Genomic DNA, 26053 nt, shown 5'->3' with positions numbered 1-26053 from the left:
AAACGCACATACGATGGGCGGGAACCGGAGCGAGGGACCAGCGACACCGTCCCGTGCACCCGACCGCCCTGGGTGAGGACGCATGGCACAGTCCAACGACACGGCGCGGACCGTCCTGATGACCGTGGACGACGATCCGGGCGTGTCCCGCGCGGTGGCGCGCGATCTGCGACGGCGCTACGGCGCGTCGTACCGCGTGGTGCGCGCGGAGTCCGGGGAGTCGGCGCTCGCCGCGCTGCGCGAGCTGAAGCTGCGCGGCGATCCGGTGGCGGTGATCCTGGCGGACTACCGGATGCCGGTGATGAACGGCATCGAGTTCCTGGAACGGGCCATGGACGTGTACCCGGGGGCCCGGCGGGTGCTGCTGACGGCGTACGCGGACACCGGCGCGGCGATCGACGCGATCAACGTGGTCGACCTGGACCACTACCTCCTCAAGCCCTGGGACCCGCCGGAGGAGAAGCTGTACCCGGTGGTCGACGACCTGCTGTCGGCCTGGCGGGCCGGGGACCACCGGCCCGTGCCGTTCATGAAGGTGGTGGGCCACCGCTGGTCGGCGCGCTCGTCGGAGGTGCGGGAGTTCCTGGCCCGCAACCAGGTGCCCTACCGCTGGTACTCGGTGGAGGAGGCGGAAGGGCGGCGGCTGCTGGCGGCGGCCGGCCAGGACGGGCTCCGGCTGCCCCTGGTGATCACCCCGGACGGCGGGGTGCTCGTCGAGCCCGAGGCGCCGGAGCTGGCCGCCCGGGTGGGGCTGGCGACCACGCCGACGGCCGACTTCTACGACCTGGTGGTGATCGGCGGCGGTCCGGCCGGGCTCGGCTCGGCGGTGTACGGGGCCTCGGAGGGGCTGCGTACGCTCCTGGTCGAGCGCTCGGCGACGGGCGGCCAGGCCGGGCAGAGCTCCCGGATCGAGAACTACCTCGGGTTTCCCGACGGCGTCTCCGGCGCCCAGCTCACCGACCGCGCCCGCCGCCAGGCGACCCGGTTCGGCGCGGAGATCCTCACCGCGCGCGAGGTGACCGGCCTCGAGGTCAGCGGCGCGGCGAGGATCGTGCGCTTCGCGGACGGCTCCGCGATCGGCGCGCACAGCGTGATCCTGGCGACCGGGGTGCAGTACCGGCGGCTGACGGCCGAGGGATGCGCGGACCTGACCGGCTGCGGGGTGTTCTACGGCTCGTCGCTGACCGAGGCGCCGTCCTGCCAGGGGCACGACGTGTACATCGTGGGCGGCGCCAACTCGGCCGGGCAGGCGGCGATGTACCTCTCCCGGTTCGCCAAGTCGGTGACGCTGCTGGTGCGCGGGGCGGACCTGTCCGCGTCGATGTCGCACTACCTGGTCCAGCAGATCGCCGAGGCGCCCAACATCTCGGTGCGCGCCCGCGCCGAGGTGGAGCGGGCGCACGGCACCGACCGGCTGGAGCGGCTGACGCTGCGCCGGATGGACAGCGATGAGCGCGAGGAGGTCGACGCGCAGTGGCTGTTCGTGTTCATCGGCGCCGCCCCGCTGACCGGCTGGCTGGACGGCACCGTGCGCCGGGACGCGCGCGGGTTCATCCTGGCCGGGCCCGATCTGGCCGTGGAGGGGGGACCGCCTCAGGGCTGGGAGCTGGACCGGCCGCCGTACCACCTGGAGACCAGCGTGCCGGGCGTGTTCGTGGCGGGCGACGCGCGCGCCGAGTCGGCCAAGCGGGTCGCGTCCGCCGTAGGAGAGGGAGCCATGGCCGTGATGCTCGTCCACCGGTATCTGGAGCAGTCGTGAGCGGGCGGTCGATGCCGTGCAGTCCCGGCGAGATCGGCAACCTGTTCCTGTTCGAGCGGCTGTCGCCGGAGCAGTTGGGGCTGCTGTGCCGGGAGGGCCGGGTGGAGATGTTCGAACCGGGCCCGGTGTACACCGAGGGCGACCCGGCGACCTCCCTGTACGTGATGGTCGAGGGCACGGTGGTGCTCTCGCGCCGGATCGGCACCGAGGACGTGGAGGTGTCCCGCACCTCCCAGCGCGGGGTGTACGGCGGCGCGATGCAGGCGTATCTCGGGGACCGGGTGCGGCAGGCGTACAACAACTCGATGCGGGTGACGGTGCCGACGCGGTTCTTCGTGCTGCCCGCCCCGGTGTTCGCGGAGATCATGCGGGCCTGGTTCCCCATGGCGGTGCATCTGCTGGAGGGGCTGTTCTTCGGCACCAAGAGCGCGCAGGCCGCCATCGGGCAGCGCGAACGGCTGCTCGCGCTGGGGTCGTTGTCGGCGGGACTCACCCATGAGCTGAACAACCCGGCGGCGGCCGCCGTCCGGGCCACCTCCACCCTGCGGGAGCGGGTGGCGCGGATGCGGCACAAGCTGGCGCTGATCGCGGAGGGGCCGTTCTCCCGGGACTCGCTGGCGAGCCTGATCGAGCTCCAGGACCGCACGGTCGAGCGGGTCGCCAAGGCGCCCGTGCTCGGCCCGCTGGAGACGTACGACCGGGAGGACGCGCTCGCCGACTGGCTGGAGGACCACGGTGTCGAGAACGGCTGGCAGCTCGCGCCCGTCTTCGTGCAGGCCGGGCTCGACGCGGACTGGCTGGAGCGGGTCGCCTCGACGGTGGACCGGGAGATCCTCGGCGGGGCGCTGGGGTGGCTCAACTACACAGTCGAGACCGAGCTGCTGATGAACGAGATCGAGGACGCGACCACCCGCGTCTCCCAGCTCGTCGACGCGGCGCGGCAGTACACCCAGCTGGACCGGGCGCCGTTCCGGTCCGTGGACGTGCACGAGCTCCTGGACAGCACGTTGCTGATGCTGTCCGGCAAGCTCGGCCCGCACGTCGAGGTGGTGCGCAGGTACGACCGCACGCTGCCGTCGCTGCCCGGCTATCCGGCGGAGCTGAACCAGGTGTGGACGAACCTGATCGACAACGCGGTGGCCGCCATGACCGCGGAGGGCGGCGGGGGCACGCTGACCGTACGGACGGCACGGGAGGGGGAGCTGGCGCTGGTGGAGTTCGGGGACACCGGGCCGGGCGTGCCCGCGGAGATCCGGGAGCGGATCTTCGACCCGTTCTTCACCACCAAGCCGGTCGGCTCGGGCACCGGTCTGGGCCTGGACATCTCCCGGCGGATCGTGGTCGACAAGCACCACGGCACGCTGCGCCTGGAGTCGGCGCCCGGCGACACCCGTTTCCAGGTCCGCCTGCCGCTGACCGCCGTCCCGCGGACCGAGACGACCGAACAGACCGAACCCACCGAGCCGAACGAGCCGAACGAGCCGAACGAGGAGAGCGCATGAGTGAGGACACCGCGATCGACCCGTCCGTGCCGCCGAGCGGTACAGGGTGCCTGGAGTGCGAGGAGGCGGGGAGCTGGTGGTTCCACCTGCGGCGCTGCGCGCGGTGCGGGCACATCGGCTGCTGCGACGACTCCCTCGGCAAGCACGCCACCGCGCACTACCGCGCCACCGGCCATCCGGTGCTGCGCAGCTTCGAGCCGGGCGAGGACTGGTTCTGGAACTTCGCCACGCAGGAGGTGCTCGAGTCCGGGCCCGAGCTGGCGCCCCCGCAGAGCCATCCGGCCGGCCAGCCGGTGCCGGGGCCGGCCGGGCGGGTACCGGCCGACTGGCCGCGCCTGCTGAGCTGAACCGGCGTCAGCGGCGGCAGTCCAGGGCGGCGGGGTCGACCGCCTCGGCGATGGCGCGCATCCCGGCGTCGTCGGGGTGGAGATGGTCGCCGGCGTCGATCCCGGGCCGCAGCCGTTCGGGGTCGGCCGGGTCGCGCAGGGCGCGGTCGACGTCGGCGACGGCGTCGAAGTCACCGCCGGTGCGCAGGTGGTGGTTGACCTCCCGGCGGACCGCCTCGGCGTCGGAGTCCCACTGGAACCAGCCCTTGAAGGGGGCTACGGTCACGCCGACGACGCACAGACCCGCCGCGTGGGCGCGCCGGACGATGTCCCGGTACCCCGCGGCGAGGTCGGCGGCGCTGACGCCGCTGCGCGACTTCAGGTCGTTGACGCCCTCGTAGACGATCACGGTGCGCACGCCGGGCTGGGAGAGGACGTCCCGCTCCAGCCGGCCCGAGGCGCTCGGGACGCCGCTGTGGCCGGTCAGGACCCGGTTGCCGGACACCCCCGCGTTGGCGACGCCGACCCCGTCCGCGCGCAGCCGCCGGGCGAGGTAGTCGGGCCAGCGGCGGTCGGTGCCGGGCGTGGACCCCCAGCCGTCGGTGATGGAGTCGCCGAGCGCGACGACCGCGCCGGTGCCGGGACGTCCGGGGCGTACGGAGACGGCGTCGAGGTACCACCACGAACCGGTGGTCCGGTCCCAGCCGGCGGCGCCGTCACCGCCGGGGTCGGCGTCCCGGCCGAGGTAGGAGGTGGTCAGGGCCATCTCGTGGCCGGTGGCGGGGCCCCGGGCGTCCGGGGTGCGCAGGCTGACGGCGAGCCGGGCCCCGGCCGGGACGCGGCCGGGCAGCGGGTCGCTCCAGACCACGCCGCCCGCCGGGACCGTGACGGACCGGGCGCCGTCGAAGGTGAGCGGCCGGTTGCTGCCGGGACGCAGGGCGGCGCCCTCGCGCTGGAGCCCGGCGTGGGCGGCGTCGACGGTGAGCGGGTGGTCGCCGAAGGCGTTGGAGATCCGGACGCGCAGGTCGCTCCCCCCGGCGCTGACGCGCACGATCATCCGGTAGGACCGGTCGGCACCGGGGCCGACGCGCTGGGCGCTCGCCGCCCAGGTGACGATGCCCGAGCCGCGCACGGTGGGGCCGGACGGTTCCGTCGCCGGGAAGGCGGCCGTCGCCTGCCCGGCGAGGGTGAGCAGCAGGACGGCGGCCGCCCGGCACGCTCTCCCCCGGCCGTTCACCTGGCCGGTTCCTTCGTATGGCCCATCCTGTGATGGTCCCGCCGACGGCCGCGCCGCGCACCTCGGTACGGTCCGTGTCCGGTCCCGTACGAAAGCCCCGCCCCGCACGAAGGCCCCGCCCCGCGCTGAGGCGGGACGGGGCCGTGCCGGAGCCGGTGGCGTCAGCTGCCGGCCGGGGTGTTGGCGGCCGTGACGTTGACCGCGGCCCAGGCCCGGTCGACGGCACGGTACTCGGTGCTCGTGGCGCCGTACATGTCCCTGGCCGCGTTCAGCGTCGCCCTGCGGGCGTCGTGGAAGTCGGTGGTGGAGACCATGTAGCGGGTCAGGGCTCGGTAGAAGACGGCCGTGGCCTTGGCGCGGCCGATGCCCTTGACGGCACCGCCGTCGTAGGTCGGGGAGTCGTAGGAGACACCGCCGATCGTCTTCTTGCCGCTGCCCTCGGCCAGGAGGTAGTAGGCGTGCGAGGAGATGCCGGAACCGGCGTGCACCTCGGTGTCGTCCGCGGCCTTGGACCAGTAGTCGACGGCCCGCTCCAGCTTGTCCAGGGAGGGGTGGTCGAGCCGGCGCAGGAACTTCTGATCGAGGCCCAGCTTCTCGCCCAGCAGGTAGTTCGGCGGGTTCTTGGCGTTGGCGGCGTGGAACTCCACGTTGGAGCCGAAGATGTCGGCGAGGGACTCGTTGAGCGAGCCCGGTTCGCCGTACTGGTTGCCGTACCGGTCGACGTAGGTCGGCTCCAGCTTGGCGGTGGCGTCGACCACGCCGTGGGTCAGTTCGTGACCGGTGACGTCGAGGACGACCAGCGGCTTCTTGATCATGTCGCCGTCACCGTCGCCGTACAGCATGCAGCCGCAGGCCGGGTCCCAGAAGGCGTTGCCGACGGCGTGGCCCCAGTGGACCATCGCGCGGGCGGCGGTGCTCTTGCCGGTGATGCCCGCCCGGCCGAAGGTCTCCTTGTAGAAGTCCAGGGTCTCGGTGATGCCGTACTGGGCGTCGGCCGCGGCGCTGTTGCGGTTGCTGGTGGCGCCGTTGCCCCAGGTGTTGACGGTGCCGGTGATCGCGCTGCCGCTGCCGAAGGTCTCGGTGTACTGGCCCTTGGCGTCCCGCGTCTCGGTGTAGTACCGGGAGGGGTCCTTGAGCTGGAAGTGGCCGCGCGAGGTCTGCGTGGTGGTCAGCGGGACGCTGCCCACGAACAGGGTCTTGCCGGTGCCCTGCGCGATGGCCGGGTAGCCCGCGGCGGCGGCGACACCGGCCGCGCGGGTGGCCGGGGCCGGGGCGGAGGTGACCGGGTCGAGGGTCTCGCCGCGCGCCCGCAGTGCCTTGCGGAGCTTCGGCGACAGGAACTCGTCGGCGTCCGGGGTGTTGCTGCGCACCTCGCCGGTGACGGCGTCGACGACGACCGTGCGGGAGCCGGTCGCGGCGTCCAGGGCACTGTCGGTGACGGTGACCTGGTAGGCGAGGACGGCGTCGCCGTCGCGGGCGTCGACGACGAGTTCGGCGGTGCCGGCGTCGCCCCGGGCGGCGTCGGCCGCCTTGGCGGCTGCCTGCCGGGGGGTGATCCGGGCGTCGGTGGCGGTGGCCTGTACGGACTCTCCGGCCGCGGTGGTCACGCCGGTGTAGGCGAGCTGCCGGTCGAGGTGGACGACGAGGTCGCCGCCGAGCACGTCCATGTCGCGGTGGGCCCGCTGGAAACGGACGTGGTGTCCACCCTCGGGGTCGAACATGACGTCCTGCACGCGGAGTTCGTCACCGGCGCCGACCTTGGAGGCGTCGGCGTGGGCGAAGGCGGCCGCGCGGGCGGCGGTCACCACGGAGGCGTTGCGGGCGGTGGCCCGGAAGGCTTCGACGGCCGTGCGGGCCTTCGAGGGGGCGGGGTCGGCGAGTGCCGTGCCGGCCAGGCCCGTGACCGCCGTCGCCACCGCGACGGCGACGGCCACACTGCGTATGTGCGGTCTGCGCACCAGGGGGAATTCCTTCGTTCGACAGCGGCCGGACACGCCGGCCGCCGTGACGCATGGCGCCGTTGGGCGGCCATCGGGGCAGGCGGGACGCGCCCCGAGGGATCACCCTTTCGGATGAGTCATGGCCACGTAAAGAAGGAATGATCCATTTCGCTGCTCTCCAGGACAATCCTTTACCCAAAGGACACCCCGGAGTGATCGGCGAGTGGCCGACTGTGTGTCGACTGGGGAGACGCGCCGTCAATCCCCTAGGTTCCAGGCCGGAATGTGACGGACGTCGCATCAAGGACGGCGTGGACGGGAGTGGTGAGCTGATGGTCTCGGCAACGGTGGGCAGGGGCGCGGTACTCGGGGCGGTGGCGCTGTCGCTGCTCGTGGTCCCGGCACGGGCGGCGACCGGGGAGCGGGGCGCGGCGGCGGCACTGCCCGCGCCCGACACGGCCGGAGTCGACGGGGTGCTGCGCACGGTCCGCACCCAGGGCGCGCCGGCCGCGCTGGCCCGCATCGACGACCAGGGCCGCAGCCATCTGATCAGCCGCGGTGTCGCCGACCGGGGCACCGGCCGCGCCGCCAGCACCACCGACCGGTTCCGCATCGGCAGCGTGACCAAGACGTTCTCCTCGGTCGCCCTGCTCCAGCTCGCCGACGAGGTCAAGCTGGACCTGGACGCCCCGGTGAACCGCTACCTGCCGAAGCTGCTGCCGAGCGACGCCGTCACCGTCCGGCACGTACTGAGCCACCGCAGCGGCCTGTACGACTACACCAACGACATGTTCGCCCAGAGCGTCTCCGGCTTCGAGGCCGTGCGGAAGAAGGTGTTCACCTACCCGCAGCTCGTCGCGCTCTCCCTGAAGAAGCCCCGCGTCAACGCGCCCGGCGCGGCGTACTCGTACTCCAACACCAACTTCGTGGTCGCGGGCATGCTCGTCGAGAAGCTCACCAAACGCCCCGTCAAGGAGGCGTACGAGAAGCGGATCACGGGCCCGCTGAAGCTGAGCGACACCTTCTACGTCCACCCGGACACCAGGATTCCCGGCCGGTTCGCGCGCGGCTACCTGACCCCGGACCGGGCCGGTGACCCGCTGGTCGACGCGACCGAGCAGACCGTGTCCTGGGCGCAGAGCGCGGGCGCCGTCATCTCCACCGCCAAGGACCTGAACACCTTCTACGCGGCACTGCTCGGCGGCAGGCTGCTCTCCCCCGCCCGGCTCGCGCAGATGGAGCGCTTCACCAAGGTGGACGCGACCACCGCGTACGGCCTCGGGCTGCGCCGCCGCGACCTGTCCTGCGGGGTGTCGGTGTACGGGCACACGGGCGCGGTGCAGGGCTACTACACGTACGCCTTCGCCACGAAGGACGGCAAGCGGGCGCTGACGGCGGTCGCCACCACGTCCAACAACGGCAAGGTCCTCAACGCGCTCGCGGGTGCGCTGGAGCCGGCGTTCTGCGGCAAGAGCGCGAAGCAGCGGCGCGGCCCGGCACTGGTGGAGCGCAACGCGGACATCGCTCCGGCGCGCTGAACTCCCCGTCCCGGACGGCCCGTCGGTCCCGTGATCTTGGCGGAACGGGACCGTCCGGGACACCATGCGCCCATGAAGGGTGACCTCTTTTCCAGTGAGCACATGGTCCGCCCGGCCGTAGAGCCGGGGATGACGATCGAGAACGGCAAGTGCGTCAAGTACGCGGTGGACGGCGAGATGCTCGCCCGCCAGGGCGCGATGATCGCCCACCGGGGCAGCCTGCAGTTCGAGCGCAAGGGCCAGGGCGTGGGCGGCATGCTCAAGCGCGCCATGACCGGCGAGGGGCTGCCCCTGATGGCGGTGCGCGGGCGGGGCGAGGCGTGGTTCGCGCACGAGGCGCAGAACTGTTTCATCGTCGAGGTGGAGCCCGGTGACCAGTTCACCGTCAACGGCCGCAACGTGCTGTGCTTCGACTCCTCGCTGTCCTACGAGATCAGGACGGTGAAGGGCTCCGGCATCGCGGGCGGCGGCCTGTTCAACAGCGTGTTCAGCGGGCAGGGCCGGCTCGGTCTGATCTGCGAGGGCAACCCGCTGGTGATCCCGGTCTCGGAGCAGGCGCCGGTGTACGTCGACACGGACGCGGTGGTCGGCTGGACCGCGCATCTGCGGACCTCGCTGCACCGCTCGCAGTCCATGGGGTCGATGCTGCGCGGCGGTTCGGGCGAGGCCGTCCAGCTCATGCTCCAGGGCGAGGGTTTCGTGGTGGTCAGGCCGAGCGAGGCCACGCCGCAGAAGCCCCAACAGCACTGATCCGGCACTCCTGTTGCCCGTGCCACTCGGAGTGATCCACGTCGCACGGGCAACCCCCTTCGCCGTACCGGCGTCTTGACCGACGACCGACCACGCCCCGGCCCCGCGCTGGACCGGGGCGATTCCTCCGGGTGCTATACGCCTCGCGTATACACCTGGTGTATAGAAGGGTTCGCATGTACGGCAAGGCTTTCGCCCCGGAGTACCAGGGCGCCCTGACCACCCTGTCCGTCAATTCCTCACTCACCGACGTGCTGGCCGAGGGCACCGAGCGGCTGCGCGAGGCCGAGCGGGCCGGGCACCCCGCCGAGGTGGCCCGGTGCGGTCTCGCGGTGGCCGAGGCCCACCGGCGGCTCGGGAGCACGGCGGAGGCGGACCGCGCGTGGAAGGCGAGCTACCGGGCGGCGCGTACGGCCGGGGACACCGCGGCGATGGCCTGGGCCCTGTGGAGCGGGGGCACGCTGGCCCGGCAGCGGGGGGCGTTCCCGCTGGCCTGGCGGCTGCTGGGGCTGGCGGCCGAACTGGGCGAGCGCGGCGGCGACATCGTGGTGCGGGGCTACTCGCTGGCCGGGCTCGCGGAGACCGGCCGCATCCAGGGCGACTACGCGGCGGTCGGCCGGCTGCACGAGCGGCTGCTGGCCGAGGCGCGCAGGCGCGGGGAGGCCCGGCACACGGTGTGGGCGCTGGAGGGCATCGCGCAGATGCACCGCAACACCGGGGACTTCGACCGGGCGTACGCGCTGTTCGAGGAGGCGGCGGAGATAGCGGAGCGGGCGGACGACCGGCGCGGTCACGCGTGGGCGCTGCGGGGGCTCGCGGACATCGTCTCGGCGCGCGACGGGGACACCGGCCGGGCGCTGGAGCTGCTGTCGCGGGCGGAGGAGACGTGCCGGTCGATGAACCTGTCCAGCGCGCTCGCCTACAACCACAAGATGCGGGGCAACGTCTTCTACCGCGCCGGACGCCACGAGGAGGCGCGGGACCTCTACGGCCTGGCGCTGTCGGAGTTCCGCACCATGGACGAGCCCCGCGGCGAGGCGCTGTCCCGGCTCGGTCTGGCCAAGTCCCTGGCCCGCCTGGGCCGCGATCCGCGGGAGACGGCCGCCGAGCTGGCCGAGCTGGCGGCGGTGCTGGAGCGTGCGGGGCTGCGGCACGCGCGGGAGATGGTGGCGCGGGCGCAGGCGGAGTTCGTACCGGGCGCGGAGGGCGGCCGGTGACGGCGGTGTTCCGCGCGGAGCCGGTACCGGCGGCCCGGGTGCTCAACGAGGCCCGCGCGCTGGTGCGGCCCGCGCTTGAGGAGACGGTCGCCGGGCTGCATCCCTGGCTGGCCGAGATGGCCGCGTACTCCTTCGGCTGGGGCGAGGGCGCCGAGGCGGGCGGCAAGGGGGTGCGGCAGGCGCTGGCGCTGCTCGGCGCGCGGGCGGCCGGCGCCGACGCGGCCGCCGGGGTCCGGGGTGCCGTCGCGGTGGAGCTCGTGCACGCCTTCTCGCTGCTGCACGACGACATCATGGACGGTGACGAGACGCGGCGCCGCCGCCCGGCGCTGTGGAAGGCGTACGGCACGGGTCCCGCGGTGCTCGCCGGGGACGCGCTGTTCGCGCTGGCCGTCGCCACGCTGGCCGAGGTGCCCGGCGGGGTGCGGCTGCTGTCGGGCACGCTGGCCGATCTGATGCGGGGGCAGGCGGACGACCTGTTGTTCGCCTCGCGGCCGTGGACCGGGCCCGAGGCGGTGACGCCCGCGGAGTACCGGGTGATGGCGGAGGGCAAGACGGGGGCGCTGCTGGGCTGTTCCCTCGCGCTCGGCGCGCTGCTGGGCGGGGCGCCGCGCCCGATGGCCGAGGCGCTGGACCGGGTCGGGCGGCACGCGGGGGTGGCCTTCCAGCTCGCCGACGACGTGCTGGGCGTCTGGGGGCGCCCCGAGGTGACCGGCAAGCCGGCGGGCGGTGACCTGCGCGAGGGGAAGAGGACGTATCCGGTGCTGTCCGCGCTCGCCTCGCCCGAGGGCGGGCGCCTGCGCGGGCTGCTCGGGGCGCCGGACCGTACGGCGGAGGCGGCGGCGCTCATCGACGCGGCGGGCGGCCGCGCGGCGGCCCTGTCGGAGGCGCGTGCGCACATGGCCGCCGCCCGGGCGCTGCTCGACGGGCTGCCGCTGGAACCGGGTGCGGCGGCCGAGCTGAACGCCCTGCTGGAGTGCCTCGCGGACCGCGAACGGTGAGCGGGCCCGCCCTCACCGGGCCCGATGGGCTGTGGCGAAACACCGCCTATCGGGCCATATAGGCTGCCTCCGGTGCCCGGCTGCCGGGCACCGGGCCACCGAGCCCCGTACCGAGGAGAGCCATCCGTGACCCTGGCCATCGACCCGTCCGAGACGACCGCCGACGCCCCGGCGCCGCTGTCCGACCTCGTGGCGCGCGACGCCCGTGAGTTCGGGGTGTACGCGCGCACCGGCGGCTGGGCCTTCGCGCTGATGGTGGCGCGCAGTGTGCGGCCGGGCGGGCAGGCGGCCGGGGAGACGCCGAAGGTGTCCGCGAAGGAGTTCGCGGAGCTGGCGGACTGCTCGCCGGAGCGGGTCATGCGCTACTACCGGGCCTGGGACCGCGCCGCCGACGACGGCCTGGTCCCGCAGTTCGAGACGCTCCAGCCGGGCCAGTGCGTCGAACTGCCTGACTCCGACGCATGGTTGAGCTACTACAGCTCCCGCAGCAGCGCGACGTCCGAGCGCGGCACGGCCATCACGGAGGCCGCCGAGGCCGAGGGCATCCGCCCGACCAAGGCGCTGGAGGTGGCCGAGAACCCGACCGCCCTGCGTGCCGCCATCCTGGCCGACCCCTCCACCGCCCGCGCGGCCCGCTCCGCCCTGCTGGACCGGATCAAGGAGGACCCGGAACTCCAGGCCGAGCTGGCGCGGGACGTGGTGCGCACCGACGACCTGAAGAAAGCCGTCGCCACCGAGAGCCGCGCCGCCGACAAGATCGGCTACGTCCGGCAGATCGCCGAGTCCGGGCAGATCAAGACCCCCGCCGGGCAGACCGTCGAGGCCCCCGCCGGGCTGCGCGAGGAGGCCGAGCGCCACCTGTCGCTGATCGACGAGCTGGAGGACGACGAGGACACCGGCGAGTGGGCGGTGGAGGCGTACGACACGCTGAAGACGCTGGTCGCCGACACCGTCGAGGCCGATCCCGAACTGCGCGTCCAGGAGCGGCGCACCCGGTTCTACGGCAGCCTGCAGAAGGCGACGCGGGCCTTCGAGGAGCTGACCTTCGACGACGCCCAGGACTTCTACGAGGAGGACATGGTCCGGCGCCTGGAGGAGTTGCAGCAGGCGATCGGCTCCTGCCTCACCGCGCTGCGCGGCGCCGTGGGCGACACCCCCTAGGGACGCCCGGCCGGGGCATGAGTACCGGTACTCATGCCCCGCGCGCCGGCCGGCCCGACGATGGGGCGGCCGACGTCGCCCAGCCTCAGGAGTCCGCCATGACCGCAGTCCGCTCCGACCGGCCCGCTGTTCGCCCTGCGGTGCCGCCCGCCGTGTTCGCGGGGGTCGCCGCCGTGGGTCTGGCCGTGTCCGCCTGGGGCGCGCGCGACCGTACGACGTGGTTCCTGGAGACCTTCTGGGTGCTGCTCGGCCTGCCGCTGCTGGTGCTGCTGTGGCGGCGCTTCCCGCTCACCGGCCTGCTGTGCGGCCTGCTCACCGTGCACGCCCTGGTGCTGGCGGTCGGCGGCCACTACACCTACGCGCAGGTGCCGGCGGGCGACTGGGTGCGGGACACCTTCGATCTGGCCCGCAACCCCTACGACCGGCTGGGGCACCTGATGCAGGGCTTCGTCCCGGCCATCCTGGTGCGCGAACTGCTCGTACGCGCCTCGCCGCTGCGCGGCAGCCGCTGGCTCGCCCCGCTGACGGTGTGCGCCTGCCTGGCCTTCAGCGCCTGCTTCGAGTTCCTGGAGTGGGCGGCGGCCCTGATCGGCGGCCACGGCGCGGACGCCTTCCTGGGCACCCAGGGGGATGTCTGGGACACCCAGTGGGACATGTTCTGCGCCCTGATCGGCGCCGTGCTCTCGGTGCTGCTGCTGAGCCGGGTCCACGACCGCTCGCTGGCGGCTCTGGCCGCCCGGACGGGGCGTTAGTCGGAGTCCGTGTTCTTGATCCTGGCCCACATGGGCAGGCCGTACCAGCACACGAGGTACCAGCAGACGACGGCTCCGACCAGCCAGGGCACATAGCCGTTGTGGGTGGCCACCCGCAGGATCAGCAGCAGCGAGCAGGCCATGGTGGCCAGCAGCAGCACGAGCCCGACGAAGGTGAGCGCCGAGGCCAGCCGTACCGCCTGCGGCTTCACCCGGTGTCCGGAGACCAGGCGGTGCAGCGAGACCGGCCCGATGAGGGCGCCGGTCGCGCAGGCGCCCAGCACGACGGTGACGATGTAGATGATCTGATCGGTGCTGGAGAGCTGTGCGTACTTCGGCTGGAAGACCACGGTGAGCAGAAAGCCGAACAGGATCTGTACGCCGGTCTGCGCGACCCGCACCTCCTGGATCAGCTCGCCCCACTTGCGGTCGGCCCGCTCTTCCGCCGTCTCGTCCCGCCCCCTGCGCGCTGCCTCCTCGGTCATGCGGTCCAATTAACCAGGCAAACGTTCCTTCAAACCGGTCACTTGTCCGGGCGGACCGTGTGACTCACACGAAGTAGTGGCCTTCGTCCAGGTCGGCGAGGAGTCCCGGCCCGTCGGGCCGCCAGCCGAGCCGTTCGCGGGTGAGGGCGCTGGAGGTGGGATTGTCCACCGCGGCGAACCGGCCGAGGAACCCGAAGTGCTCCCCCGCCCGCTCCGCGCTCACGCTCACCACCGGCACGTCCAGGTGGCGGCCGATGACCTCCGCGATGTCCCGGAAGGGCACGCCCTCGTCGGCTGCCGCGTGCCATCGGGTACCGGCCGGGGCCCCCTCCAGTACGAGCCGGAACAGCCGGGCGGCGTCCGGGCGGTGGACGCCGGGCCAGCGGTTGGCGCCGTCCCCGACGTACGCGGCGACGCCCTTCTCGCGGGCGATCCGCACGAGGTGCGGTACGAAGCCGTGGTCGCCGCGCCCGTGCACGGAGGGCGCGAGCCGCACCACCGATCCGCGCACCCCCTGTCCGGCGAGCGCGACGGCGGCCTCCTCCGAGGGGGTGCGGTGGGTTCCCGGCGCGGGCGCGTCGGTCTCGACGGCGAGGCGTCCGGCCGGGGCGATGGCGGTGCCGGAGGTGACCACGAGCGGGCGGCCGGAACCGGCCAGCACGGCGCCCATCGCCTCGACGGCCCTCAGGTCGGTGGCACCGGCCGCGTCGAAGTCGGCGAAGTCGTGGACGAAGGCCAGGTGGATCACACCGTCGGCGGCGTCCGCCGCGCGGGCCAGACCCCCGGGGTCGTCCAGGCTGCCCCGGACCACCTCGGCACCCGCCTCCTTCAGCGCGGCGGCGCCGTCGTCCGAGCGAGCGAGCCCGACGACCTCGTGTCCGGCGCCGATCAGTTCGGGGACGACGGCGGAACCGATGAACCCGGTGGCCCCGGTGACGAAAACACGCATGGTGACGCTCTCCTCGGACGGTCGCTGGAAGTGGCTCCATCGTCGGCCGGGCGGAACGCACGCGTCCAAGGCTTCTTTCGCATCGGGCAATACGCCCCAGGCATCACCGCAGGTGAGCTGTGTGACGCGACAGGACGGCCAACGTCGGGGGCCCGTAGGCTGGAAGGCATGTCCGACTTCGCGGATCTCGATCTCCGGCTGGTCCGGTACTTCACCGTCGTCGCCGAGCACCGGCACTTCGGGCGCGCGGCGGCCGCCCTGCACATCACGCAGCCCTCGCTCAGCCGCCAGGTGCGGCGGCTGGAGCGGGGACTGGGTGTGGAACTGCTGGACCGCACCCCGCAGGGCACCCGGCTGACCGAGGCGGGCGAGGTCTTCCTGCCGCGCGCGAGGGCGCTGCTGCGCGCGGCGGGGCAGGCGGTGACGGAGGCACGGGCCGCCGCCGAGCCCAGCCGGATCACCGTCGGCTACACCACGGGGGTGCTGGTCACCCCGGCCGTGCGGGAACTGCGGCGCCGGTTCCCGGACGCGGAGGTGCGCACCGCGCACCTGCGCTGGCACGAGGCACGGGACGCGCTGCTCGGGCACCGGGTGGACGCGCTGGTGGCGCGGCTGCCGTTCGCCACCGACGGGCTGCGGGTGAGTGTGCTCTACGACGAGCCGCGCGTGGTGGTGGTGCCGCTGGACCACCGTCTGGCGGGCAAGGAGTCGGTCACGCTGGACGACATCGCCGACGAGCCCCTCCCCCGGGTCCCGGACCCGGTGTGGGACGCGTTCTGGCGGATCGACCCGCGCCCGGACGGGCGGCCCGCGCCGGACGGGCCGTTCATCGGGGACATCGAGGACAAGTTCGAACTGGTCGCCTCGGGGCAGGCGTTGGCGATCGCCGCGGCCGCGCCGGGCATGCCGGCGCGGCCCGACCTGACCGCGATCCCGCTGCACGGGGTGGAGCCGTGCCATGTCGCGCTGGCCACGCGGGCGGGCGACAGCGGCCGCCTGCTCGCCGCCTTCCGGCGCTGCGCGCAGACGCTGCTGACCGGTCCGGTGGGCTGAGTCAGGGCGTCAACTGGGCCTGGACGAGCGGCCCGTAGCGTTCGGCCACCGCGTCCGGACCGGCTTCGCGCAGATGGGGGCCGCGGGCGATGCCGTACATGACGCCGACCCCGATCAGGGCCGCGACGGCCAGCTCGGCGCGCAGGGCGGCGTCCGGGCCGCTGAGCCGGGCGGCCAGCCGGTCGACGACCTGGGCCCGGAAGTTGGTGCGCAGGACGTCGCCGCGCTCGCCGTGCAGCGGCGCGAAGGCGATGCGCAGCAGCGGGTCGGCGCCCCGGTCCCGCTGGCTGGCCAGGACGTGCCGGACCATGTGGTGCCCGAGGCCGGACAGGGGGGCGTCGAGGAGGTCGTCGGCGTCGGTGTCGAAGGACATGACGCGGGCGAACAGGGCGTCCTTGCTGCCGAAGTACTTCAGCACCAGCGGCGGGCTGACCCCGGCCCGGTCGGCGACGGCCTTGAGGGTGATGTCGGCGTGGGCGTGCCGGGCCAGGAGGTGGCGGGCCGCCTTGAGGATGGCGGCCTTGGTGGTCCCGGCGTCCCGGCGCGCCGGTGCGGGCGCGCCGGTCACGCCTCCTCCAGCGCGCGGGCGTCCCGTGTGGTGCCCTCGGCCCGGAGGCTCCCGCCGGTGGTGGTGTCGGCGGGGGTGCTGTCGCCGGGGATGGTGAGCGCGGCCGCGCAGGCGGCGAGCGCCACGGCGCCCGCCATGGCGAAGGCCAGCAGGTAGCCGTGCAGGGTGGGCACCGGGGCTCCGGCGACCGGGCTGGTGTGGTGGACCAGCACGGCGGCGACGGCGGCGCTGGAGACGGCCTGGCCGATGGTGCGCATCAGGACGTTGACGCCGTTGGCGGAGGCGGTCTGGGCGGCCGGCACGGCGCGCAGGATCAGGGTGGGCAGCGCGGAGTAGGCGAGGGTGGTGCCGGTGGCCACCACGGTCGCCCCGATGATGATCATCCACAGGTCGCGGCTGTCGGCGATGCGCAGCGCGTAGCCGCAGGCGATGACGGCGGCGCCCAGGGCGAGGGTGACGCGGGGGCCGCGCCGGGCGGAGATCCGGGCGGACAGCGGCGAGAAGAGCAGCATGGTCACGCCGCCGGGCAGCAGGCACAGTCCGGTGGCGACGATGGACAGCCCGAGGCCGTATCCGCTGGCCTTCGGCGCCTGGACGAGCTGGGCGGTGACGAGCGAGTTGGCGTAGAACGCGAAGCCGGTGAGCAGGGCCGCCACATGGGACAGACCCACCCGGGGCCGGGTCACGAGCCGCAGGTCGACCAGGGGCCGGGCGGTGCGCAGCTGCTGAAGCCACCACAGCGCGAGGATCACCGCCGAGGCGGCGAGGAGGCCGACGACGGCCGGGCTCCCCCAGCCCCACTGGCCGCCCTGGGACACGGCGAGCAGCAGGGACACCAGCGCGGCGGCCAGGCCCAGCGCGCCGACGACGTCGAACCGGCCGGGCTCCCTGACGGGCGACTCCCGGACCGCCCACCAGGTGGCCGCGACGCCGAGCGCGCCGAGGGCGCTGGTCAGCCAGAACATGGTGTGCCAGTCGGCGTACTGCACGACGAGCGCGGCCAGCGGCAGGCCGAGGGCGGCGCCGATGCCGACGGTGGAGCTCATCAGGGCGACCGCCGATCCGCGCCGCTGGGGCGGGAGTTCGTCGCGCAGGATGCTGATGGACAGCGGGACGACGGAGGCGGCGGCGCCCTGGAGGGCGCGGGCGGTGATGAGCACGGCGATGTCGGAGGAGAGCGCGCACAGCACGGAGCCGACCGTCATCAGGGCGAGCGCGGAGACGAGCACCCGGCGCTTGCCGTACATGTCTCCGGCGCGGCCGAGGACCGGGGTGAGGACGGCGCCGGCGAGCAGGGTGGCGGTGACCATCCAGGAGACGGCGGCCGGTGAGGACCCGGTGAGCCGGGGGAGGTCGGGCAGGAGCGGGACGACCACGGTCTGCATGACGGCCATGAGGATGCCGCCCGACGCCAGCACGGGGATGGTGAGGCGCTCCCGCAGCCGGGGCGGTGCCGCGAGGGTGCCGGACGGCTCGGGTATGGGGGCGGAGGGGTCCATGGACGCTCCTGCGGGTGAATGTGCGTGGCTGGTGAATAGCTATTCACTCTATCCGGTGAATGACCATTCACCAACCTTTACCCGGCCCCTGAGCTGGGCCGCGACCGGTCAGCGGGCGCGGTCGGGGGTGCGCGCGGCGTGCAGGGCGCGGGCGGCGCGGGGGCCGAGCCAGCGCTTGAGCCGGCGCAGCGGTTCGAGCTGCCCGGCCGCCTTGTCGAGGCCGTAGTAGAGCTGCGGCGGGACGTGGGGCAGCAGCGGGGAGTGGCGCTGGCCGAGCAGGGCGAACATGCGGTGCGGGGGCAGGTCGATGTAGCGGGGCAGGCTCTCGTACCAGCGGGCGCTGTAGCGGGCGGCGCTCTGCGCGGACAGCAGCTCGGTGCGGCGGCGCCTCTCGTAGGCGGCGAGGGCGGCGGGCGGCGCCGCGTGGTCGCCGAGGGCGGTGGCGAGGCACATCGCGTCCTCCAGGGCGAGGGTGGTGCCGGCGCCGATGGAGTAGTGGGTGGTGTGGGCGGCGTCGCCGAGCAGGACGAGGCCGTCGTGGTGCCAGGTGCGGTTGGTGAGGGTGCGGAAGTTCAGCCAGGGCACGCCCGGTCCGTCGCCGGTGCGGCCGATGAGGGGGTGGCCGTCGAGCAGGCCGGCGAAGAGGCGCTCCAGCAGGGCGAGTCCCTCACCCTCCTCGGCGCGGTGCAGGCCGAGTCCGGTGAGGGTCTCGGGCGAGCACTCGATCACGCAGGTGCTGTGTCCCGTGTCGTAGGGGTATCCGTAGGCCCAGATCCAGCCGTGGGCGGTCTCGACGAAGGCGAAGGTGAAGGCGTCGAAGACCCGGGTCGTGCCGAGCCAGAGGAAGTGGTTGCGCCCGTGCGCGACCTGGGTGCCGAACGCGTCGGCGTACCGGGTGCGCAGCGCGCTGCCGATGCCGTCGGCGGCCACCACCAGGTCGGCGCCGGGCGGGCGTTCGGTGACCTCGCTCTCGAACTCCAGCCGTACGCCGAGGGAGCGGGCGCGGCCGGAGAGGAGTTCAAGGAGGCGGTGGCGGCCGATGCCGAAGCCCTGGTCCCCCGGCTGACGGGTGCTCGAGTCCCGGATGTGGGCGACGCCCTCGGTCCAGTGGACCGAGTTCTCCGCGATCAGCCGCGCGGACTCGGGGTCGTGGGCCCGGAGCCGGTCCAGCAGTCCCTGCCAGTAGGTGACGCCCCACCCGTACGTCGAGCCCTCACGCGCCCGTTCGTGGACGGTGATGTCGTGGGACGGGTTCTGCCGCTTGAGCAGGATGGAGAGGTACAGGCCCGCGGGCCCGCCTCCGACACAGACGACCTTCACGCGCACACCCCTGGAAGTCACCGGACGTAGTCGACCGGCCTCGCAGGGTAGCAGCGATGGGGTGCGACGGTCCGGTGAACTCCGGGCGGGGGCTCGTCAGTCGGCCGCGGTACGGCACTCCGGGTGGCCCCAGCCCTGCGCGTTCTTCGCGATGGACTCGCCGGCCGCGTAGGAGCGGCCGCACAGGCAGCGGCCGGCGAACTTGGCCTTGATGGTGCGCGCGGAGCCGGAGCCCGAGCCGCCGGCGGTCCGGCGGGGTGCCTTGCGGCGGGCGGCCGGGACCGGGGTGTCGGGCGAGGGCGGCGGCTCGGGCGAACCGTGGGCGCTGCCCGCGGCCTCCTGGGCCACGGCGGCCTGGCTGGCGGCACGGTCGGCGAAGTCGTTCAGCGGGTCGCCGTCGACCTGGTGGGCGGGGACGTAACGGAACTCGACGGACCGGCCGTCGAGCAGCGCGTCGATGCGGACGACGAGTTCCTGGTTGGCGACCGGCTTGCCCGCGGAAGTCTTCCAGCCGTTGCGCTTCCAGCCGGGCAGCCAGGTGGTGACGGCCTTCATCGCGTACTGGGAGTCCATCCGGACCTCCAGCGGCACGTCCGGGTCGACGGCAGCCAGCAGCTGTTCCAGCGCGGTGAGTTCGGCGACGTTGTTGGTGGCCCGGCCGAGCGGACCGGATTCCCAGCGGGCCGGGGTCCGCTCGTCGTCGGAGACCACCCACGCCCATCCGGCCGGTCCGGGGTTTCCCTTCGAAGCCCCGTCGCACGCGGCCACCACACGTTCACGCATGTGCACGATCATGCCATGGCCGCGGCGGGCGGCGGACCGGTCCGGTCAGGCGTCCTTGAACTCGGGCATCGCGCCCTCGGTCGTGGTGACGTCGATCACCGAGAAGTGGGCGCCCTGCGGGTCGGTGAGCGCCGCGAACCGGCCGAAGGGGCTGGTCATCGGGCCGAACCGGAGCACCGCGCCCTGCTTCACGGCCCGGTCCACGGCGGCGTCGCAGTCGTCCACGGTGAAGTAGACGTTGACGTACGACGGCACCTCGGCCGGGAACTCCTCGCCCATCCGCATCCGGCCGAGCACCGGGTCGGCGCCGAGGTCGAACAGCCGGAAGTCGACGTGCTCGTCCGCCATCTCCTTCATCCGGTAGGGGAAGACGGACGACAGGAACGCGTCCGCCTTGTCCGGCTCGCGGGTGAACACCTCCGCCCAGCAGTAGGCGCCGGGCTCGGCGACCGCCTCGAAGCCCTCGTGGGCGTCGCCCTGCCAGACGCCGAACACGGCGCCGCTGGGTTCACGGGCGAGGCACATGGTGCCGAAGTCGCCCACCCGCATCGGCTGCATCAGCACGTCGCCGCCGCTCTCCCGGATCTTCGCCGCGGTCGCGGCGGCGTCCGGCGAGGCGAAGTAGAGGCACCACTGCGACGCCCCCTCCTGACCGGGCATGGGCGGGACGACGGCGGCGGCCGCCTTGCCGTTCGCGTACGCCTGGGTGTAGTTGCCGTACTCGGACGACGACTCGCCGAAGGTCCAGCCGAGGACGTCTCCGTAGAACTGTTTGGCGCCCTCCAGGTCGGTGAACATCGCGTCGGCCCAGCAGGGCGTTCCTTCGGATTGCACGGCCATGGTCGGCCCTCTCGTATCGACGGTTCGTCCCGGAACATCACGCTAACCACCCGGTGGTCGGCGCGCTCGGGGACGGTGTGCCGTTCGGTGGTCCCGGTTTTTCCGGTCGACAGGGGGAACCCGTGGGCCCTTGGATGGGGCCGGTGAGTTCCCAGAAGATGCGTACGGGTGAGATCGACATCGACGCGCCGCTGGTGCGCCGCCTGGTGGCCCGGCGGTTCCCGGCGTGGGCGCGGCTGCCGGTGACCCGGCTGAGGTCGTCCGGCACGGAGAACGCCATGTTCCGCCTCGGGCCGGAGCTGGTGGTGCGGCTCCCCCGCCATCCGGGCGCGGTCGCGGACGTGACGCACGAGCGGGACTGGCTGCCCCGCCTGGGCCCCGGCCTGCCGGTGGCCGCGCCCGAGCCGGTGGGCGCCGGGGAGCCGGACGGCGACTTCCCCTGGCCCTGGTCGGTCTACCGCTGGCTGGACGGCGCCAACCCGGTCGCGGGCGCCGTACGGCGGCCGGAGCGACTGGCCGCGGAGCTGGGGGAGTTCGTGGCCGCCCTGCGCCGCACCCCGGCCGCGGACGCGCCGCGGGGCTACCGGGGCGGCCCGCTCCCCGGCCAGGACGGGGAGACCCGTGACGCGCTGGCCCGGCTCGCGGGCCGCGTCGACACCGCCCGGGCGACGGCCCGGTGGGAGTCGGCGCTCGCCGCGCCCGCGCACACCGGGCCGCCCGCCTGGGCGCACGGCGACCTGTCCCCCGGCAATGTGCTGGTCACCGCCGAGGGGCGGCTGAGCGCGGTGATCGACTTCGGCTGCGCGGGCGTGGGTGACCCGGCCGTGGACCTGATCGTGGCCTGGAACCTGCTGCCCGCCTCCGCCCGGGGCGTCTTCCGTGACGCGGTAAGGGCGGACGACGCCGAGTGGGCGCGCGGCCGGGGCTGGGCGCTGTCCATCGCCCTGGTCCAGCTCCCCTACTACTGGCACACCAATCCGGCGCTGGCCGAGAACGCCCGGCACACGATCGGCGAGGTGCTCGCCGAGAGGGCGTGACCGGGCGTCAGGGCCGTTCATTCGCCCGCGTACGCCTTCTCCAGGGCGGCCAGGTCGAGCTTGCCCATCTTCATCATGGCGCCGAAGGCGCGGGCGGCCTTCCGCGGGTCGGGGTCCCGGGTCATGTCGAGCAGCCGCTCGGGACAGACCTGCCAGGAGACGCCGTACTTGTCCTTGAGCCAGCCGCAGGGGCCGCCCTCGCCGCCGTCCTCGATCAGCCGGTCCCAGTAGTGGTCGACCTCCCGCTGGTCGGCGCAGAGGATCTGGAAGGAGATGGCCTCGCTGAACGTGAACTCGGGACCGCCGTTGAGGGCGACGAACTTCTGGCCGTTGGCGGTGAACTCGACGGTGAGGACGGTCCCGGGCTCACCTGGGCCGGCCTCGCTCCAGCGGGTGACCCGGCCGACGCCGGAGTCCTTGAAGACGGAGACGTAGTAGTGGGCCGCCTCCTCGGCCTGGCCGTCGAACCAGAGACATGTGGTGAAACCACCGTTGGTCATGGGGACCTCCTGTGCGGGTCGCCGCGCCGGTCGCGCGCTCACCAGTACCGACCGCGCCCCGCCCCCGGACTCATCGGTCGGGGGGCGATAAGATCAAGCCACTTCGTCGATTTCGAGCCACGTCGAAATTCGTCCGCATGCGTCGCGTGACCGGGGGTACCCGGCCCGTGAGAGAAGACGTGCATGGGGCGGGGATCTCCGGGTAACCGGGGACCACGCGACATCCGCGGCCCCGGGCAGCCGGGGCCCGAGGAGCAGTCGTAGCACCGTGACTTACTTGGGAGAGGTAATGGACACCGCCGTCGGCATCCGGTCACAAGCAGAGGTCGCGGGGAAGACCGCGCAGGACAGGACGGACGAGGAGATCCTTCCTGGTATCGCGGACCCCGCTTCCGTGGCCCCGCGTGACGCGCGGGCGCTGTCGAAGCAGTTCTTCCGTCGCCTGACGGAGCTCGAAGAGGGCACGCACGAATACCAGTACGCGCGCAACACCCTCATCGAGATGAACATGTCGCTGGTCCGCTTCGCCGCCGGACGCTTCCGGGGCCGGGGCGACGACATGGAGGACATCGTCCAGACCGGCATGATCGGCCTGATCAAGGCGATCGACCGGTTCGAGGTCTCGCGCGAGGTGGAGTTCACGTCCTTCGCGCTGCCGTACATCGTCGGTGAGATCAAGCGGTTCTTCCGCGACACCACCTGGGCCGTGCACGTGCCGCGCCGCCTCCAGGAGCTGCGCGTGGAGCTGGCCAAGGCCCGCGAGGAGCTGTCGAGCCGGCTGGACCGCGACCCGACCGTGGCGGAGCTGGCCACGCTGATGAACATCACCGAGGAGCAGGTCGTCGAGGGCCAGCTGGCCTCCAACGGCTACAACTCCAGCTCGCTGGACGCCGCCCTCACCGGCGACGGCCGCGAGGACGGCGAGGCGGTCCTCGCCGACTTCATCGGCGTCGAGGAGGAGGGCCTGCGGCTGGTGGAGGACTTCCACGCCCTCGCCCCGCTGATGGCCGAACTGAGCGAGCGCGACCGGCAGATCATCCACATGCGGTTCGTGGAGGAGGCCACGCAGGCGGAGATCGGCGAGAAGCTCGGCTGCTCCCAGATGCACGTCTCCCGTCTGATCAAGCGCATCATCGCGCGGCTGCGTCAGGGCATGCTCGGCGAGCTGGGCTGCGCCTGAGTCCGGCGCCTCGGCGTCCTGAGCCTCGGACAAAGGGCGGTCCGGCCCACGGCCGGGCCGCCCTTCGCCGTGTCCGTGGCCGCGCGCGGCCGTGCGGGGTGGCGATGCACCAGGGGGACTCCGGAACGCGTGCGGAGAGGGCCGGGCATGCGAATGCGCCGACCGTCGACCGGCCGGCGTCCCCCAGGGTCGCGCGAGCCGTCGCTCAGTCGTCGAAGCGGATCAGCGCGCGCACGCACTTGCCCACGGGCACCCGGTGCACGGTGATCTCCGAGGACACCGCGCGCACGATCTCCAGGCCGTGGTGGCCGACCCGCTCGGGGTCCCTGGGGTAGAAGCGGGGCAGGGCCACGCTGCTGTCGTACACCGAGACGCTGACCGCGCTGTCGGTGCCCTCCATCTCCAGGATGTACGGACCCCCGCTGTGCCGGTCCGCGTTGGTGACCAGCTCGCTCACGACGAGCAGCAGCTCCCCGCCCGTACGGCTGTCGACGGTCGCGCACCACTCGGTGCGCAACTGCTCCAGGAAGCGGGCGGCGAAGGCCCGCGCGTCGGCGATGCAGCCCGGCTCTCCGGTGTAGTGCGCCGCACGCCGAAGGGGTTCCACGGGTACGTCGAAACCAGTCGGTATCACTGCCACTGCCACGCCCAGGTGTTCGGTCATGGTGTCTCTCTCGAAAAGCCCGGTCCCGCCGGTCGCCTGTTACCTCTGATGCTGGTACCCCGGCTCGGCCCGCGCATTCCACCCGATGTACACACCGTGCGCACGCGTCCGCCCGGTCCGCCGGGACCGCCTCGCACCTGGGGTCTCGCGGTCAGGCCACCGGGACGACGAAGGCGGGGACGGTGCGCTGCATGCGCAGGGCGTCGATCGACTCGGCCAGCAGCTCGTACTCGGTGGTGTCGTCGCTCGCCGCGATCCGCACCAGACGTCCGCCGGCCAGTTCGTCGGCGACCATTTCCTGCCGGAGGTCGTCGGAGCACCAGGCGCGCAGCAGGGTGGGGACGTCGGCCACGGTGTCCGCGACGGGGACGAGGGCGCCCGCCGGGATCTTCTCCCCCTCGGGGCTGGGGTCCAGGCGTTCGGCGATCCAGGAGGCGCGGTCGCGCAGCCACCACAGGGCGAGCGCGAGAGTGGGCGCGCGATAGGTGCCGAGCGGCACCCCTACCCGCTGACCGCCGCAGATCCCGTACGCGGTGACATGGCACAGGAATTCATCGTGCACGATCACTCCCCCGTTGCCTCGCCGGTGTGCCGACCGGGCCCTCTCTTTTCCGTGCGGCTCCTGTGCGGTGAAGTGCCCCTGGTATTTCGAGTATCGCCACATCGGAAACACTGTCACCATGTCTTTCCGGCCACTCTCCTGGCATATGCGATGCCCCGATTCTGGCCGAATCATGTGACGCACGGGAGTGCCGCCCATTACTTGGCGGATAATCGACCAAGGACGGCGCACCGGCCGCCGGGCCCGCCAGTTCACGCATGGGAAGAGCCCAGGGGCGAGGCACCCCTGGGCTCTGCTTCCGCCGGCCGCTTCCGTGGTGCGGCAGGAATTCGGTGCCGCCCGCACCGGAATACGCGAAGAATTTGTGAAGGCGAGAAAAACTCCCGCCTTCCGCTACGGCCGTACCGGCGAGTTCAGTTCTTCACGATGGCGTCGATACGGGCCAGGTCATCCGCGTCGAATTCCAGATTCCGGATGGCGCCGACACTGTCCTCCAGTTGCCGGACACTGCTCGCGCCGACGAGGGCGGAGGTGACCCGGCCGCCCCGCAGCACCCAGGCTAGGGCCATCTGCGCCAGGGACTGGCCGCGCGAGCCGGCGATCTCGTTCAGGGCGCGCAGCCGGCCGACCAGGTCCTCGGTGAGGGCGTCGGACTTCAGGAAGGGGCTGTCGCTCGCGGCACGCGAGTCCTCGGGGATGCCGTCGAGGTAGCGGCCGGTCAGGAGGCCCTGCTCCAGCGGGGAGTAGACGATGGAGCCGACCTGGAGCTCGTCCAGCGTGTCCAGCAGCCCCTGGTCCTCCGGGCGCCGGTCCAGGAGGGAGTAGCGGGGCTGGTGGATGAGGAGCGGGGTGCCCAGCTCACCGAGGATGCGTGCCGCGTCGCGGGTCTGCTCCGCCGAGTAGTTGGAGACGCCGACGTAGAGCGCCTTGCCCTGCTGGACCGCCGAGTGCAGCGCGCCCATGGTCTCCTCGAGCGGGGTCTCGGGGTCGAAGCGGTGCGAGTAGAAGATGTCGACGTGGTCCAGGCCCATCCGCGTCAGGCTCTGGTCGAGCGAGGACAGCACGGACTTGCGCGAGCCCCATTCCCCGTACGGGCCGGGCCACATCAGATAGCCCGCCTTGGTGGAGATGACGAGTTCGTCGCGGTACGGCGTGAAGTCGGCCTTCAGCGCCTCACCGAGGGCGGACTCGGCGGCGCCGGGGGGCGGGCCGTAGTTGTTGGCGAGGTCGAAGTGGGTGATCCCGAGATCGAAGGCGCGGCGCAGGATCGCGCGCTGGGTCTCCACCGGACGGTCGGGGCCGAAGTTGTGCCACAGGCCGAGCGACAGCGCGGGGAGCTTCAGTCCGCTGCGTCCGGAGCGCCGGTAGGGAAGGTCGGCGTAGCGGTCGGGGTGTGCGGTGTACAACGCGACTCCATAAGGGTTGGCACTCGG

General features: G+C 73.1%; 25 protein-coding genes. 12 read left to right on the top strand and 13 right to left on the bottom strand.

All coding sequences use genetic code 11. The annotated features are described in order from the left end of the window. The first annotated feature begins 82 nt into the window (after nt 1-82). The 3 genes from ABZ898_RS18230 to ABZ898_RS18220 are packed head-to-tail and all read left to right on the top strand — an operon-like array spanning nt 83 to nt 3608. Complete coding sequence (locus tag ABZ898_RS18230; protein WP_361659314.1) at nt 83-1759, top strand: FAD-dependent oxidoreductase; 1677 nt, start codon at nt 83-85, stop codon at nt 1757-1759. Further along, entirely contained in the window at nt 1756-3261 is a 1506-nt protein-coding gene (locus ABZ898_RS18225) for an ATP-binding protein (RefSeq protein ID WP_361659312.1), read from the top strand. The genes ABZ898_RS18230 and ABZ898_RS18225 overlap by 4 nt, the downstream gene beginning before the upstream one ends. Continuing rightward, nucleotides 3258-3608, top strand: a complete 351-nt coding sequence (locus ABZ898_RS18220; protein ID WP_361659309.1) for a UBP-type zinc finger domain-containing protein — start codon at nt 3258-3260, stop codon at nt 3606-3608. Before ABZ898_RS18225 ends, ABZ898_RS18220 begins: the two co-directional genes overlap by 4 nt. Nucleotides 3609-3615: 7 nt before the next feature. Here ABZ898_RS18220 and ABZ898_RS18215 read toward each other — a convergent pair whose 3' ends face one another. After that, nucleotides 3616-4824 carry an SGNH/GDSL hydrolase family protein gene (locus ABZ898_RS18215; RefSeq protein WP_361659307.1) on the bottom strand — a complete coding sequence of 403 codons (1209 nt, stop codon included), beginning with the start codon at nt 4822-4824 and terminating at the stop codon, nt 3616-3618. 161 nt (nt 4825-4985) lie between these two features. Then, nucleotides 4986-6782 (bottom strand): M4 family metallopeptidase, encoded by a 1797-nt coding sequence (locus ABZ898_RS18210; protein WP_361659304.1) that lies wholly within the window; start codon nt 6780-6782, stop codon nt 4986-4988. A 314-nt stretch (nt 6783-7096) separates the two neighbouring features. Here ABZ898_RS18210 and ABZ898_RS18205 point away from each other — a divergent pair, with 314 nt between their 5' ends. The 6 genes from ABZ898_RS18205 (at nt 7097) to ABZ898_RS18180 (ending at nt 13180) form a co-directional block, all read left to right on the top strand. Beyond that, the gene (locus ABZ898_RS18205) at nt 7097-8302 is read left to right on the top strand and encodes a serine hydrolase domain-containing protein (protein ID WP_361659551.1); all 1206 of its coding nucleotides are present in this window, start codon (nt 7097-7099) and stop codon (nt 8300-8302) included. Between the two features lie 72 nt (nt 8303-8374). Beyond that, nucleotides 8375-9052: an AIM24 family protein gene (locus tag ABZ898_RS18200; RefSeq protein WP_361659301.1), complete on the top strand. Its 678-nt coding sequence runs from the start codon at nt 8375-8377 to the stop codon at nt 9050-9052. A gap of 176 nt (nt 9053-9228) precedes the next feature. Then, nucleotides 9229-10269 carry a tetratricopeptide repeat protein gene (locus ABZ898_RS18195; protein WP_361659298.1) on the top strand — a complete coding sequence of 347 codons (1041 nt, stop codon included), beginning with the start codon at nt 9229-9231 and terminating at the stop codon, nt 10267-10269. A gap of 5 nt (nt 10270-10274) precedes the next feature. After that, nucleotides 10275-11267, top strand: coding sequence for a polyprenyl synthetase family protein (locus tag ABZ898_RS18190; RefSeq protein WP_361659548.1), 993 nt, complete (start codon nt 10275-10277; stop codon nt 11265-11267). Between the two features lie 126 nt (nt 11268-11393). Beyond that, a complete protein-coding gene (locus ABZ898_RS18185) occupies nt 11394-12428 on the top strand; it encodes a hypothetical protein (RefSeq protein ID WP_361659295.1) in 1035 nt (344 codons plus the stop codon). A gap of 98 nt (nt 12429-12526) precedes the next feature. Further along, complete coding sequence (locus tag ABZ898_RS18180; RefSeq protein ID WP_361659292.1) at nt 12527-13180, top strand: DUF2238 domain-containing protein; 654 nt, start codon at nt 12527-12529, stop codon at nt 13178-13180. On the opposite strand, the gene ABZ898_RS18175 is transcribed toward ABZ898_RS18180, so the two are convergent. Then, nucleotides 13177-13665 (bottom strand): DUF6328 family protein, encoded by a 489-nt coding sequence (locus tag ABZ898_RS18175; RefSeq protein WP_361659289.1) that lies wholly within the window; start codon nt 13663-13665, stop codon nt 13177-13179. The two genes, ABZ898_RS18180 and ABZ898_RS18175, sit on opposite strands and share 4 nt — an antisense overlap. 64 nt (nt 13666-13729) lie before the next feature. Further along, a complete protein-coding gene (locus tag ABZ898_RS18170) occupies nt 13730-14614 on the bottom strand; it encodes an SDR family oxidoreductase (protein ID WP_361659286.1) in 885 nt (294 codons plus the stop codon). A gap of 168 nt (nt 14615-14782) precedes the next feature. On the opposite strand from ABZ898_RS18170, the gene ABZ898_RS18165 reads away from it, so the two are divergent. Further along, nucleotides 14783-15667, top strand: coding sequence for a LysR substrate-binding domain-containing protein (locus ABZ898_RS18165; protein WP_361659283.1), 885 nt, complete (start codon nt 14783-14785; stop codon nt 15665-15667). A gap of 1 nt (nt 15668) precedes the next feature. Here the strand turns inward: ABZ898_RS18165 and ABZ898_RS18160 are convergent, their stop codons facing one another. The 5 genes from ABZ898_RS18160 to ABZ898_RS18140 form a co-directional block, all read right to left on the bottom strand. Next, complete coding sequence (locus tag ABZ898_RS18160; RefSeq protein WP_361659280.1) at nt 15669-16235, bottom strand: TetR family transcriptional regulator; 567 nt, start codon at nt 16233-16235, stop codon at nt 15669-15671. Then, nucleotides 16232-17734 (bottom strand): MFS transporter, encoded by a 1503-nt coding sequence (locus ABZ898_RS18155; RefSeq protein WP_361659278.1) that lies wholly within the window; start codon nt 17732-17734, stop codon nt 16232-16234. The genes ABZ898_RS18160 and ABZ898_RS18155 overlap by 4 nt, the downstream gene beginning before the upstream one ends. A gap of 108 nt (nt 17735-17842) precedes the next feature. Continuing rightward, nucleotides 17843-19054 carry an FAD-dependent monooxygenase gene (locus tag ABZ898_RS18150; protein ID WP_361659545.1) on the bottom strand — a complete coding sequence of 404 codons (1212 nt, stop codon included), beginning with the start codon at nt 19052-19054 and terminating at the stop codon, nt 17843-17845. A gap of 96 nt (nt 19055-19150) precedes the next feature. Continuing rightward, entirely contained in the window at nt 19151-19849 is a 699-nt protein-coding gene (locus ABZ898_RS18145) for a ribonuclease H (protein ID WP_361659276.1), read from the bottom strand. A gap of 33 nt (nt 19850-19882) precedes the next feature. Continuing rightward, entirely contained in the window at nt 19883-20677 is a 795-nt protein-coding gene (locus tag ABZ898_RS18140; RefSeq protein ID WP_361659273.1) for a VOC family protein, read from the bottom strand. A 134-nt stretch (nt 20678-20811) separates the two neighbouring features. Between ABZ898_RS18140 and ABZ898_RS18135 the strand changes: the two genes are divergently transcribed. Further along, nucleotides 20812-21714, top strand: a complete 903-nt coding sequence (locus tag ABZ898_RS18135; RefSeq protein WP_361659542.1) for an aminoglycoside phosphotransferase family protein — start codon at nt 20812-20814, stop codon at nt 21712-21714. A 17-nt stretch (nt 21715-21731) separates the two neighbouring features. Here ABZ898_RS18135 and ABZ898_RS18130 read toward each other — a convergent pair whose 3' ends face one another. Further along, nucleotides 21732-22214 carry a VOC family protein gene (locus ABZ898_RS18130; protein ID WP_361659270.1) on the bottom strand — a complete coding sequence of 161 codons (483 nt, stop codon included), beginning with the start codon at nt 22212-22214 and terminating at the stop codon, nt 21732-21734. Nucleotides 22215-22503: 289 nt separating this feature from the next. On the opposite strand from ABZ898_RS18130, the gene ABZ898_RS18125 reads away from it, so the two are divergent. Continuing rightward, nucleotides 22504-23394 (top strand): RNA polymerase sigma factor SigF, encoded by an 891-nt coding sequence (locus ABZ898_RS18125; RefSeq protein ID WP_361659267.1) that lies wholly within the window; start codon nt 22504-22506, stop codon nt 23392-23394. A 205-nt stretch (nt 23395-23599) separates the two neighbouring features. On the opposite strand, the gene ABZ898_RS18120 is transcribed toward ABZ898_RS18125, so the two are convergent. The 3 genes from ABZ898_RS18120 to mgrA form a co-directional block, all read right to left on the bottom strand. After that, complete coding sequence (locus ABZ898_RS18120; RefSeq protein WP_361659264.1) at nt 23600-24058, bottom strand: ATP-binding protein; 459 nt, start codon at nt 24056-24058, stop codon at nt 23600-23602. A gap of 151 nt (nt 24059-24209) precedes the next feature. Further along, the gene (locus ABZ898_RS18115; RefSeq protein ID WP_361659262.1) at nt 24210-24620 is read right to left on the bottom strand and encodes a hypothetical protein; all 411 of its coding nucleotides are present in this window, start codon (nt 24618-24620) and stop codon (nt 24210-24212) included. A 413-nt stretch (nt 24621-25033) separates the two neighbouring features. Further along, the gene (gene mgrA / locus ABZ898_RS18110; protein WP_361659259.1) at nt 25034-26026 is read right to left on the bottom strand and encodes an L-glyceraldehyde 3-phosphate reductase; all 993 of its coding nucleotides are present in this window, start codon (nt 26024-26026) and stop codon (nt 25034-25036) included. Nucleotides 26027-26053 lie beyond the last annotated feature (27 nt).

The organism is Streptomyces sp. NPDC046860 (assembly GCF_040645115.1).
Taxonomy (GTDB): domain Bacteria; phylum Actinomycetota; class Actinomycetes; order Streptomycetales; family Streptomycetaceae; genus Streptomyces.
This window is presented reverse-complemented; position numbering and strand designations above follow the sequence as displayed.